The organism is Ruegeria sp. H8 (assembly GCF_056532905.1).
The window spans coordinates 66,429-78,590 of record NZ_JBQFNY010000002.1; the positions used below are offsets into that span (position 1 = coordinate 66,429).

Below are 12,162 nucleotides of genomic sequence, written 5' to 3' on the forward strand. Positions count from 1 at the left end.
CGGGCCGGTTCCGCCTCTGGCGGGAGTATTTTGGAAAAGATGAAGGAGCAGGTGCGTGCAGATAGAGGTCTCTCGCGATGTGTTTCAGTTGGCGCAGGTGTTTACCATTTCGCGCGGGTCACGGACCGAAGCAAAGGTGCTGACGGTGCGGGTGTCGGACGGAACGCATCAGGGCTGGGGCGAATGCGTTCCTTATGCGCGGTATGACGAAACGCTCGAGTCGGTCGAGGCCGAGATCGCCGGTCTGCCTGCTGAGTTCAGCCGCCGGTCACTGATGGATCTTCTGCCTGCCGGTGCCGCCCGGAACGCCGTGGATTGTGCTTTGTGGGATCTGGAAAGCAAGCGCGCGGGTAAGCGCGCCTGGGATTTGGCGGGCCTGCCGGTGCCCGGACCCGAGGTCACGGCCTATACTCTGTCGCTGGATACTCCGGAGGCAATGCAGGCTCAGGCGGCCGAGAACGCGCACCGCCCGCTTCTTAAGATCAAGCTGGGCACGCCAGATGACATGCCCCGGCTCGAGGCCGTGCGCGCCGGTGCTCCGAACGCCAGGATCATCGTGGATGCGAACGAAGGCTGGTCGGCCGAGGTTTACGCCGACCTCGCCCCGCATCTGGTGCGTTTGGGCGTAGCGCTGGTCGAGCAGCCATTGCCGGCCGGTGACGACGACGCTTTGATCGGAATGGACCGCCCGGTGCCCGTCTGCGCCGACGAGTCCTGCCATGATCGCGCCAGCCTGCCCGGGCTGAAGGGGAAATACGATGTCATCAACATCAAACTCGACAAGACCGGTGGCCTGACCGAGGCGCTTGAATTGCGCAAAGCCGCAATCGCGGAAGGGTATGGCATCATGGTCGGCTGCATGGTTGGCAGTTCGCTTGCCATGGCGCCCGCGACACTGTTGGCGCAGGGTGCGATGGTGACGGACCTTGACGGACCGCTTCTGTTGGCCGAAGACCGCGACACCCCGCTGATTTTTGACGACGCCGGAGTTCACCCGCCCGAAGCGGCGCTCTGGGGCTGAGGAGACAAACATGACCCGTACCGTTTATGTAAATGGCGAATACCTGCCCGAGACCGAGGCCAAGGTATCCATCTTTGACCGTGGCTTCCTGTTTGCAGACGCGGTTTACGAAGTGACCAGTGTACTGGATGGCAAGCTGATCGATTTCGAGGGCCACGCGGTGCGCCTGAAGCGGTCTCTGGACGAGCTGGAGATGGCCGAGCCCTGCACCAAGGAAGAGCTGCTGGAAATCCACCGCAAGCTGGTTGATCTGAATGGCATCGAAGAGGGGCTGGTCTACCTTCAGGTTTCGCGCGGCAGTGACGGTGACCGGGATTTTGTCTTTCCTTCGGCCGATACCAAACCCAGCCTGGTTCTGTTCACCCAGAACAAGCCCGGGCTGGCTGACAGCCCGGCGGCACGGAAAGGTGCCAAGATCATCTCGATCGAGGACATCCGTTGGGGGCGCCGCGACATCAAAACCGTGCAACTGCTTTACCCTTCGATGGGCAAAATGATGGCCAAGAAAGCTGGCTGCGACGATGCATGGCTGGTCGAGGACGGCTTTGTGACTGAGGGCACCAGCAACAACGCCTATTTCGTCAAGAACGGCAAGATCGTGACCCGACCGCTGTCCAACGACATCCTGCACGGGATCACTCGCAAGGCCGTGCTGCGCATGGCAGCCGAAGCACAGATGGAAGTTGAAGAGCGCCTGTTTACCATCGACGAAGCCAAAGAGGCTGATGAGGCGTTCACGACCTCGGCCAGTGCCTTCGTGATGCCGGTAGTGGAAATCGACGGTGTCACGCTGGGTGATGGTACACCCGGTCCGATTGCCAAACGCCTTCGTGAAATTTACCTGGATGAAAGCCGAAAGGCCGCGATCTGAAGAACCACCAAGTTGAACGGCGTCGCAGTAAATTGTTGCGGCGCCGTGCCAACATCAGCCGGGTCCCGGTGGCAGTGCAGGGAGTTTCGCTGTAGACCCCGCTGAGCACGAGCAGATCACATGCGACTTTCTGGCGGGACACCGGTCTTGTTGTGGGACCAGTTCCTGCTTTGTAACAGGAATATGGTTGAAGGCGGGGCTACCCGACCTTGAAAGGGCTCAGGCTTTCCTGAAACTGTTCGATGAATTCCAGCGTTACCAATGACGGTTGCTTCAGAATTGGACGCACCAACGAAAGGGTATGCGTCAAGGACGGCTTGAACGGCCGATAACTCAATCCCCTCGACGTGTATTGGACGGCATCCAGTTCGCTTACGACCGAGACTCCGACACCTTCCAGCGCCAATTCACATGCTGCCGTGAACTGCCTGACCTCGATATGCGAGTTCAATTCGACATTGGCATGTTGAAACACTTTCGAAAGCCGCCCGAAAAAGTCGCTGTCGCGTCGGGTGTGGATGATTTTGCTATGTGCGAGATCCGCCGGCGTAATTTCGGAAAGGCTTTCCAACTCGTGCCCGGTGGGGAACACGCACACCGTGCGAACGTCGATGTCCCTGCTTTCTACTGCCGGATGACCGTGAAAGCTGTCAGTGATTCCGAAATCATACTGCTCACCGATCATCCATTCCAGAATGCGTTCAGGTCTGTCTGGTTCGATCGTCAGGGTGACACCGGGCCGATCCTTCAGGAAACCGGCGACGACTTTGGGCAAATGGCTGGTGGCAAATCCCGGCAGGCAAGCGACACGGATGTGCCCTGCTTTGCGTTGTGTGATATCCTGACTGACATCCGAAATTTGTCTCATCAATTCGAGAACGCGCTCGACGCTGGGCAAGAGATAGCGAACCTCCTGCGTTGGTACTAATCGGCCTTCCCGACGGTCAAAAAGCTGAAACCCGAGCGACTTTTCAAGATCGGACAGCAATCTGCTGACAGCTGGCTGGGTCACGCCCAGATCAGCCGCAGCGGCCGTGACAGACCCATTGGTGGTCACGGCCATCAGGGCCTCCAACTGCCGAACTCTCAGAATTTGACTCATTGCTGATCCCGATCTGCTGCGCCATTTCATAACACTATGTTATTTTTTCACCAAGTAGATAGGCCTTGAATTATATTTTTGTAACGTTAACGTCGTGAAATCGTCATGTGTGCCGTTTACGCGTTGCGGTCGGTATTCAACGAAGCATCAACCCTGATGCATGGGAGGAATCATGAAAAAAAATCTGCTTGGCGCGATTGCCATCACCACAGCCTTGTCCCCCTTGGCGGCAATGGCGCAAACCGAAGTCCAGTTCTGGCATGCCTTCACCGGTCGCCTAGGTGAACTTGTCAAAGGACAGGTTGAAGAATTCAACGCCAGTCAGGATGAGTTCGTCGTGGTCGAAAGCCACAAGGGCAACTACTCGGAAACCCTGAATGCCGGGATTGCAGCATTCCGGGCCGGTGAACAGCCACATATCCTGATGGTGTTCGAAGTCGGCACGGCGACAATGATGTCAGCCAAAGGGGCGATCAAACCGGTCTATGAAGTGATGGCCGAAAGCGGCGCGCCTTTTGATCCCGACGCGTATATTGGCGCCGTCAAAGGCTACTACACAACCACTGACGGAGAGATGCTGTCGCTTCCCTTCAACTCCTCGACGCCGGTCCTGTGGGTTAACCGCGATGCCATGCAAGCAGCAGGCGTTGATCCGGACACGGATCTGTCCACTTGGGAAAAAGTCGGCGAAGTGCTCGAGCAGCTGAAGGCAGGTGGCGAGGATTGCCCGCTGGTGACAGCATGGCAAAGCTGGATTCACCTTGAAAACCTTTCAGCCTATCACGACGTTCCCTTTGCCTCACGGGACAACGGATTTGCCGGTCTGGATACCGAGCTGCTGCTGAACGGTCCGGTGCAGGTAGCACATCTGACCGCGATGGGTGACTGGGCCAAGGACGGCAAGTTCATCTATACCGGCCGCAGAAACGAAGGTGGTGCGAACTTCCGGTCAGGTGAGTGCGCATTGTTCACCGAAAGTTCGGCCGGATACGCCGGCATCAAGGCAGAGGCCGAGTTCGATTTCGACGTGCGTCCGCTGCCCTATTGGGAATCCGTCACCAGTGAGCCGCAAAACACCATCATCGGTGGCGCGTCTCTTTGGGTGATGGAGGGTCATGAGCCCGAAGAGTACAAGGGCGTCGGAGAGTTCCTGAGCTTCCTGTCATCACCTGATGTACAAGCGGCATGGCACCAGAACACCGGTTACCTTCCAATCACGACAGAAGCGGGTGAGGTTACGCGTGCCGCTGGTTTTTATGACGAAAACCCGGGTACCGACGTCGCAGTGATCCAGATGACCGCGAAAGAGCCGACCGCAAATTCGAAAGGATTGCGCTTGGGATCGTTCGACCAGATCCGGGGCATCATCGACGAAGAGCTTGAGGCGATCTGGTCCGGTGAGAAGACCGCTCAGGAAGCGATGGACAGCGCGAAGGAACGCGGTGATGCGTTGCTGCGCCGGTTCGAATCCGCCAATCAATAAGTCGTAACGTTATGCGGGCCCTTTCGGGGCCCGCATTTTCTTTCTTCGGTGGGTTTTCAGGATGGAAAAACGCGTCACCTTTCGCGGCTGGCTGTTGCCGTTGGCGTTGATCGCCCCTCAGGTCATCATTTCCGCTGTTTTCTTTTTCTATCCTGCCGGTCAGGCCATCTGGCAGTCGCTGTTCATACCAGACCCGTTCGGGCTGTCGTCCCAGTTCGTGGGGCTCGGCAACTTTGAATTCCTGCTGAGTGACAAGTTTTATCGCGCCTCTTTCGTGACCACGGCGGTGTTTTCTACGCTGGTCACGTTGTGCTCGATGATCCCTGCCTTGTTTCTTGCGGTCATTGCGGATCGATTGATCAAAGGGTCCGGGGTCTATCGGACGTTGCTGATCTGGCCCTACGCTGTTGCCCCTGCGGTCGCGGGCGTTCTGTGGCTGTTTATGTTCAACACGCGCGTCGGCGTCGTGTCATGGTATCTTGGCCAGCTTGGATATGACTGGAACCACGTTCTGAACGGCACCGAAGCCATGGGGCTGGTGGTCGTTGCTTCGGCCTGGGGGCGCATAAGCTATAACTTCCTGTTCTTTTTCGCTGCCCTGCAATCCGTTCCAAGATCCGTGATCGAGGCGGCGGCGATTGACGGCGCGCATTTCTGGCGCCGATTCTTCACGATCGTACTGCCGCTGCTGTCGCCGACGGCGTTCTTCTTGCTGGTGGTGAACGTCGTTTATGCCTTCTTCGAAACCTTTGGCGTGATCCACACGATCACCGGCGGCGGGCCGCAACAGTCGACGACAATCCTTGTCTACAAGGTATTTTCGGACGGGTTTGTGGGGCAGGACCTCGGCTCGTCTTCGGCGCAATCAGTCATCTTGCTGATCGTCGTGGGACTGTTGACGGTCATCCAGTTCAAATACGTGGAAAAGAGGGTGCATTACTGATGGCGGCCCAACAACACGGAATGGTCCAAAAACGCGGCGCGGGCATCTGGTTGTCCCATGCCCTCATGATCCTCGGTGTCCTGATCATATTTTTCCCGATATGGCTTGCCTTCGTGGCTTCGACCGTGACCCAGGCCGAGATCGTCTCGCCACCGATGCCTGTCGTGCCCGGCGATCAGTTCTGGGTGAACTACAAGGCGGCGCTGTTCTCGGGGGTAAATGTGCCCGTTGCCACGATGCTGTTCAACAGTCTGGTGATGGCAATCGGAATTGCAGTCGGCAAAATCATCATCTCACTGCTGTCGGCTTTCGCGATCGTCTATTTCCGCTTTCCCGGACGAACGACGTTCTTCTGGCTGATCTTCCTGACGCTGATGCTGCCGGTCGAAGTCCGCATCGTTCCGACGTTCGAAGTTGTCGCCGGGTTCGGCATGCTCAACAGCTATTACGGGCTGATCTTTCCCCTGATCGCCTCGGCCACGGCAACCTTCCTGTTCCGTCAGTTCTTTCTGACCATCCCCGATGAGCTTGCCGAGGCAGCCCGGGTCGACGGCGCGCGACCGATGCGGTTCTTCATCGATATCGTCGTCCCCATGAGCCGGACCAACATCGCCGCACTGTTCGTGATCCTGTTCATCTATGGGTGGAACCAATATCTTTGGCCGCTGCTGATCACGACCGATCCCGATATGAATACCATCGTGATGGGTATCAAGCAGATGTTCCCGTCCGGTGACGACTTTGCGCATTGGCCGACGATCATGGCGACGTCCATTCTGGCGATGATCCCGCCGGTCATCGTGGTGGTGTCGATGCAAAAGCTCTTTGTCCGTGGCCTTGTCGATAGCGAGAAGTAAGAAATGGCAACAGTTACTCTAGAGAATGTCAAAAAGAGCTTTGGCCCGACGGATGTGATCCACGGCGTTGATGTCGATATCGCCGATGGAGAGTTCATCGTGATCGTTGGCCCGTCAGGCTGCGGCAAGTCCACATTGCTGCGGATGGTGGCGGGGCTGGAAACGGTCACGTCCGGGGAAATCCGAATCGGCGGTGAACGCGCCAATGACAAAGAGCCCATGGATCGCGACATCGCCATGGTGTTCCAGAACTACGCGCTCTACCCACATATGTCCGTGCGTCAGAACATGGGGTACGGCCTGAAGATCGCGGGGCTGCCCAAGGCTCAGATCGATCAAAAGGTGACCCAGGCGGCAAAGCTGTTGCAGCTTGAACCTTTGCTGGACCGCAAGCCCAGGCAGTTGTCCGGCGGTCAGCGCCAGAGGGTCGCGATGGGCCGGGCCATTGTCCGCGAGCCCGCCGTTTTCCTGTTTGACGAGCCGCTCTCGAACCTCGATGCCAAGCTTCGTGTTCAGATGCGTCTGGAAATACGCGAACTTCAGGAAAAACTTGGGATCACGTCACTTTATGTCACGCATGACCAGGTCGAAGCAATGACAATGGCGGACAGGATGATCGTGATGAACGGCGGCATAGCCGAGCAGATCGGCACGCCGCTCGAGGTCTATGAAACTCCGCAGACGCTGTTCGCCGCGCAGTTCATCGGCAGCCCGGCAATGAACATATTCGAAGCGCGGCGCGAAAACGGGGCGGTCAAGATCGGAAAAGTCGAAGTCGGCCCCTCTGTGGGTCCGGACTGCGCCGTGAAGCTTGGCATAAGACCAGAGCATCTGTTGTCGGATGACAATGGCCCGCTTGAAGCCGCGATTCAGATGGCTGAACCGCTTGGGGCCAACACGTTGTTGCACGGTCACCTGTCGGGCTCTGAAAGCGCGATCACGGCAAGCCTTCCCGGTGTTCACCCGATCGAAGGACGCCATCCGATTATGCGGTTCTCGGTGGCACCGGAGAACATGCATTTGTTTGACCACGCGACAGGCAAAAGGCTGGAAGGCTGATGGCGTTTCAACAGGTTGAGGCCTTTCGCGGCGGGGAGAACCTGATCCGGGTCGTGGGGCATCGTGGGGCACGGGGCGTGTTGCCTGAAAACAGCATGATCGGCTTTGATTTTTCACTTTCCATTGGCGTCCCGCTTCTTGAATTTGACGTTGTCCTGACAGCCGATGATGTGCCGGTCATTACGCACAATCATCGCCTGCATTCGGCCAGTTTCCGCGATGGCAATGGCCTGTTTCTGACCGGGGAAGAGCCGAAAGTATCCTCGCTGACTTACGAACAGATCCGACAATTTGATATCGGGCGTCTGGACGGCCATTCCGCTTATGGCCAACGCTTCCCGGATCAGGCGCAAATAGACGATGTTCGTGTTCCAAGGCTGTTGGATCTGCTCGATTTGGTCGATGACCCGAAATACCGTGATGCCCATCTGATGCTCGAGCTGAAGTCGGACCCCGACCTGGCCCATGATGCGCTGTACCGAGAGAACTTTGTCCGCAGAGTACTTGGGGATGTTCGCGGCAAAGGGTTATCTTCGCGCGCGGTGCTTCACAGTTTTGATTGGAACCTGTTGGCGGAGTGTCAGAGGCAAGCTCCGGATATGCCTTCATCCTACCTGACGCAACTTCCGGACAATGCCGACGATGTTGGCGAGGATTCCTCAAAGTCCGTTTGCCCGGACTTTCGTGGCCGTCGCGACGAAATTCCAAACTTGGTAAAGCAGGCTGGCGGTTCGCTTTGGTGCCCGTACTTTGCGGATGTAACGCCCGAAAACGTCACGCGCGCAAAAGAGCTGGGCCTGTGCGTCGTCGTGTGGACAGTCAACGAACATGAAGATATCGGCAGGATGATCGATCTGGGCGTAGACGCAATCGTATCCGACTATCCCGGGCGGGTTCAAAGACAATTGTCGGAGTCAGGCTTCCGTTGGCAGTAGCGCACCGGTGATCCCGGCACCCCGAGGGTGACGTGGATGAATTTCTTGCGCCATTTGAAATTTGCCTCAAAAAAAGGCCCTTCAGCCCGTTGACGCTCAGGGCCCGCGTGTTTTTGCGGCCTGATTTGATGAGAGCCTTTGCTCAGGAAACCGTTCTTGGGCGCGCGGCTGACGGAAATCCGGAACACTGCCCCGTTGCTCTGAGCGTTGTACCCGCAGTTGTCGGAACCGCGTTCCACACGTTCTCCGATGAATTGGAATTGATATCTGGCATCGGTTTCGGCCATCGCTGACCACAACCGTCATCGACGGGCCGTCACCCCTGACGGATGGCGCCAAATATTGAGTCACATTAACAACAATCTTGTGATTGCTGCAGTTCTGTCTCTTTTCCGCCGGAATTTGTGCTGATAAGGATAAAATTAAGTGTTGGGGTGTTGTAAGTGCGAGTGGGCAGATGAGAGCCGGAACAAACGGTCAAATAGCTATTTCCTGGTGTCAGACGGAAATTGACGGGCTTGAAGACGCTCCTCTTTCCTGTTTGGCGGTCGGATCGGCGTGGTCATGGCGTGGTCAAGCAATCGTCATGAGCGAGGCTGCCGAGCAAAGCATCGAAAAAATAGGAAATGTCGGGGGCGCTGCCAGCCAGGTGAACAGCCACTTTCCAATTGTCCGTGACATTCCAGGCCACGTGGCCGGAACCCTTACCCTTACCAATGGTGCGCAGAAGTTCTCTGCCAAGCTTGTTGCCGATGGCAACGATACGTCGCGGGCTCTCGTGTTCGAAGGCGCTTGCCCGCCACGGGACGAAGAGTTCTGGATTGTCGAAGTGACCGAGCTTGCGATGATCCCAAACCCCGCCGCGAAAAGCGGCGCGACGGTAGTTTCTTTCCCGGCCTCAAACTAGGATTTCAAGGCGCCGCCAGACGGTTTCGGCGCGCTGCCGGGTCCGCTGGCTGTCTGCCCTGATCGTTTTTCTGAACTTTGCGGAATGCTGTGTTGACTCCGCCAGCATTGCGGATATAAGCGCGGCTTCATTGGTGTTGGTGGCCCCCGCAAGGGGATGCCTGTCATGGGGGAGACCTCAAGAGGACAACGCCCTTCATAGTGGCCCGTCAGGGCTTCGACCTAACGAAGGAGATCAGCCGTGACCAAACGCACGTCTGCCAAGTACAAAATCGACCGCCGGATGGGCGAAAACATCTGGGGTCGTCCGAAATCCCCGGTCAACCGTCGTGAATATGGCCCCGGCCAGCACGGCCAGCGCCGCAAGGGCAAACTGTCGGACTTCGGTCTGCAACTGCGTGCCAAGCAGAAGCTGAAAGGCTATTACGGCGACCTGACCGAGAAGCAGTTCCGCCGCATCTACGCCGAAGCCGAGCGTGTGAAGGGCGACACCGGTGAGAACCTGATCGGCCTGCTGGAGCGCCGCCTGGACGCTGTGGTCTACCGCGCCAAGTTTGTCGCAACTGTTTTTGCCGCACGCCAGTTCGTGAACCACGGCCACGTCAAAGTGAACGGAAAGCGGGTCAACATCCCGTCCTACCGAGTCAAAGAAGGCGACGTGATCGAGGTGCGCGACAAGTCCAAGCAACTGGCTGTTGTCCTGGAAGCCGCTGCGCTGGCCGAGCGTGATGTTCCTGACTACATCGACGCCGACCACTCGAAAATGACCGCGACGTTCGTGCGCGCGCCGGGCCTCAGCGATGTGCCGTACCCGGTCGTCATGGAACCGAACCTGGTCGTCGAATTCTACGCGAAGAACTGATCTTCGCCGCAATCGAATTCTGAAAGGCCGCGCTTTTGGCGCGGTCTTTTTTTATGGTTTGCCCATGGCGAAGGCGTCATCGCGACATTGCCCGCGACTCCTTAGGGTGTTTTTGGGCAAATGAAGTGCGTGTCAGATCGGCAGGGGCCTGCCTTCGGCGATCGCTTCCATCGCGAAATACGAGGTTACGCTGTCCAGCTCGACCTTTTCGATCAATCGTTGATAGACCTTGTCATATGACGACATGTCCTGCGTTACGACTTTCAGCTGATAGTCGTAGTCCCCTCCGATCCGATGAAAATCCACCACTTCCGGGATTGTCAGAACATGGCTCCGAAACGCCTGAAGCCACTGGGCAGAGTGGTGTCGGGTGCGGAGCATGACGAAGACCACAAGGCTCAACCCCAATTCTTCTCGTGCGATGCGGGCCGTGGATCCGATCAGCACACCGTTTTCGTTCAGGGCCTTCAAGCGCCGCCAGCAGGCATTCTGGGACAGGCCAACCCGATCCGCCAATTCCCGCTGTGACAGGGTGGCGTCCTTTTGCAGCTCTTTCAGAATGCGTGTATCAATTTGATCTATTTTTGATGTCATAACTGATCATATGACACAAACTTTTTAAAATCCACGCAAAGATATGTGAAGTTTCCTCGGGCCAGAAATATCACATTGGTATAGCAGTAAGGAGCCAATGTCATGACCCTGTCCAAATTTCGTGCGGAACTCTGTTCCACCGCTCACAATTCAAATCTGCGCGATGGGCTGATCGGCGAGAACGTTCTGATCCCGGGTCTGCTTGGAGACGTGCCGCTTGTCTATGCGGATTACGTCGCTTCGGGCCGCGCGTTGCGGCAGGTCGAGGATTTTGTGGCGCAGGACGTATTGCCGTTTTACGCAAACAGTCACACCGAGGCCTCCTACTGTGGGTCCTACATGACACGTCTGCGCCGCGAAGCGCGGGCGGAAATAGCCCGCATTGTTGGCGCGCGGGAAGAGGACGCGGTGATCTTTACCGGGTCCGGCGCCACTGCGGGGCTCAATCGGTTGGTCAGCCTGCTAGGGGTGGCAGAGGCTGACCAGCCGATTGTCTTGATCGGCCCGTACGAGCATCACTCGAACATTCTGCCGTGGCGCGAAAGCAAGGCACGTGTCATCGAAATCCCCGAGGCCGAGGGCGGTGGTGTGGACCTGCATGCGCTGAAAGCCGCGCTGGAGGCCCATGTGGATGCCGATTTGGTGGTCGGATCGTTTTCTGCCGCGTCCAACGTAACGGGCATTGTCACCGATCCTGATCCGGTCACGCGGATGCTCAAGGCGTATGGTGCCTTGGCCGTTTGGGACTATGCCGGTGGTGGGCCCTACCTGCCGATGGACATGGGGCCGGAAGGGGCCCGAAAGGATGCGATTGTGGTTTCGCCGCACAAGTTTCCCGGTGGCCCGGGCGCGTCAGGCGTTTTGGTTGTGAACCAATCGGCCGTGAAACGGACGTGCCCCAGCTGGCCCGGCGGTGGAACCGTCAGTTTCGTGTCACCGTGGCGGCATGACTACAGCACCGATCTGTCCACCCGGGAAGAGGCCGGGACGCCCAACGTGATCGGAGACATTCGTGCGGCGCTGGCCTTCATCGTCAAGGATGTCGTCGGAACGGACGAAATCGCCCGGCGTGAGGCGCAGTATAATCAAATGGCGCTGGACGGCTGGAAGAACAACCCGAACCTGACCCTGCTTGGGGTCGAGAAAGCGCACCGTCTGCCGATCTTTTCCTTCCTGGTGCGCGACAATGCGGGCCAGCCCGTGCATCAGCAGCTGTTCACGCGGATGCTCAGCGATATCTACGGCATTCAGGCGCGGGGCGGCTGTGCCTGTGCCGGACCCTACGCCCACCGCTTGCTGGGGATCGATCGGACAACTTCAGAGGCGCTGCACGCTGCCTTGTCCGCCGGGGAAGAAATGAAAAAACCCGGCTGGGTGCGTCTGAATTTCTCATATCTGATGAGCGAAGAGACGGTTCAGTTCATCATCGACAGCGTCAATGACCTGTCGCACCGGACCGAAGAATTCACGCCTTACTACAACGCTGACCCGGCAACAGCGCGCTTCAAGGCCGCATGAGGGAATTGCCG

At 57.6% G+C, this 12,162-nt stretch carries 13 protein-coding genes; 11 read left to right on the forward strand and 2 right to left on the reverse strand.

The window, feature by feature from the left end; translation table 11 throughout:
* Positions 1-55 precede the first annotated feature (55 nt).
* Complete coding sequence (dgcA, locus tag ACR0A2_RS06695) at positions 56-1,021, forward strand: N-acetyl-D-Glu racemase DgcA (RefSeq protein WP_480834539.1); 966 nt, start codon at positions 56-58, stop codon at positions 1,019-1,021.
* 10 nt (positions 1,022-1,031) lie between these two features.
* The gene (locus ACR0A2_RS06700) at positions 1,032-1,892 is read left to right on the forward strand and encodes a D-amino-acid transaminase (protein WP_152459035.1); all 861 of its coding nucleotides are present in this window, start codon (positions 1,032-1,034) and stop codon (positions 1,890-1,892) included.
* A 199-nt stretch (positions 1,893-2,091) separates the two neighbouring features.
* Here ACR0A2_RS06700 and ACR0A2_RS06705 read toward each other — a convergent pair whose 3' ends face one another.
* The gene (locus ACR0A2_RS06705; RefSeq protein WP_480446079.1) at positions 2,092-2,994 is read right to left on the reverse strand and encodes a LysR substrate-binding domain-containing protein; all 903 of its coding nucleotides are present in this window, start codon (positions 2,992-2,994) and stop codon (positions 2,092-2,094) included.
* 172 nt (positions 2,995-3,166) lie between these two features.
* Between ACR0A2_RS06705 and ugpB the strand changes: the two genes are divergently transcribed.
* From ugpB to rpsD, 8 genes are all read left to right on the forward strand, one after another.
* A complete protein-coding gene (ugpB, locus tag ACR0A2_RS06710; RefSeq protein WP_480834540.1) occupies positions 3,167-4,477 on the forward strand; it encodes a sn-glycerol-3-phosphate ABC transporter substrate-binding protein UgpB in 1,311 nt (436 codons plus the stop codon).
* Between the two features lie 61 nt (positions 4,478-4,538).
* Positions 4,539-5,420 (forward strand): sn-glycerol-3-phosphate ABC transporter permease UgpA, encoded by an 882-nt coding sequence (gene ugpA, locus ACR0A2_RS06715; protein ID WP_152459032.1) that lies wholly within the window; start codon positions 4,539-4,541, stop codon positions 5,418-5,420.
* 20 nt (positions 5,421-5,440) lie between these two features.
* Positions 5,441-6,277 carry a sn-glycerol-3-phosphate ABC transporter permease UgpE gene (ugpE, locus tag ACR0A2_RS06720; RefSeq protein ID WP_480834840.1) on the forward strand — a complete coding sequence of 279 codons (837 nt, stop codon included), beginning with the start codon at positions 5,441-5,443 and terminating at the stop codon, positions 6,275-6,277.
* A gap of 3 nt (positions 6,278-6,280) precedes the next feature.
* On the forward strand, positions 6,281-7,336 hold the full coding sequence (locus ACR0A2_RS06725; RefSeq protein ID WP_480834541.1) for a sn-glycerol-3-phosphate import ATP-binding protein UgpC: 1,056 nt from the start codon (positions 6,281-6,283) through the stop codon (positions 7,334-7,336).
* Positions 7,336-8,271, forward strand: coding sequence for a glycerophosphodiester phosphodiesterase family protein (locus tag ACR0A2_RS06730; RefSeq protein WP_253286088.1), 936 nt, complete (start codon positions 7,336-7,338; stop codon positions 8,269-8,271). The genes ACR0A2_RS06725 and ACR0A2_RS06730 overlap by 1 nt, the downstream gene beginning before the upstream one ends.
* 128 nt (positions 8,272-8,399) lie before the next feature.
* Positions 8,400-8,564 carry a hypothetical protein gene (locus tag ACR0A2_RS06735; RefSeq protein ID WP_480834542.1) on the forward strand — a complete coding sequence of 55 codons (165 nt, stop codon included), beginning with the start codon at positions 8,400-8,402 and terminating at the stop codon, positions 8,562-8,564.
* 293 nt (positions 8,565-8,857) lie between these two features.
* Positions 8,858-9,178 carry a hypothetical protein gene (locus tag ACR0A2_RS06740; protein WP_480834543.1) on the forward strand — a complete coding sequence of 107 codons (321 nt, stop codon included), beginning with the start codon at positions 8,858-8,860 and terminating at the stop codon, positions 9,176-9,178.
* Positions 9,179-9,418: 240 nt separating this feature from the next.
* Complete coding sequence (rpsD, locus tag ACR0A2_RS06745) at positions 9,419-10,039, forward strand: 30S ribosomal protein S4 (RefSeq protein WP_171725844.1); 621 nt, start codon at positions 9,419-9,421, stop codon at positions 10,037-10,039.
* 132 nt (positions 10,040-10,171) lie between these two features.
* On the opposite strand, the gene ACR0A2_RS06750 is transcribed toward rpsD, so the two are convergent.
* The gene (locus tag ACR0A2_RS06750) at positions 10,172-10,633 is read right to left on the reverse strand and encodes an Lrp/AsnC family transcriptional regulator (RefSeq protein ID WP_152459027.1); all 462 of its coding nucleotides are present in this window, start codon (positions 10,631-10,633) and stop codon (positions 10,172-10,174) included.
* 102 nt (positions 10,634-10,735) lie between these two features.
* Between ACR0A2_RS06750 and ACR0A2_RS06755 the strand changes: the two genes are divergently transcribed.
* Complete coding sequence (locus tag ACR0A2_RS06755) at positions 10,736-12,151, forward strand: aminotransferase class V-fold PLP-dependent enzyme (protein WP_480834544.1); 1,416 nt, start codon at positions 10,736-10,738, stop codon at positions 12,149-12,151.
* Positions 12,152-12,162: the final 11 nt, after the last annotated feature.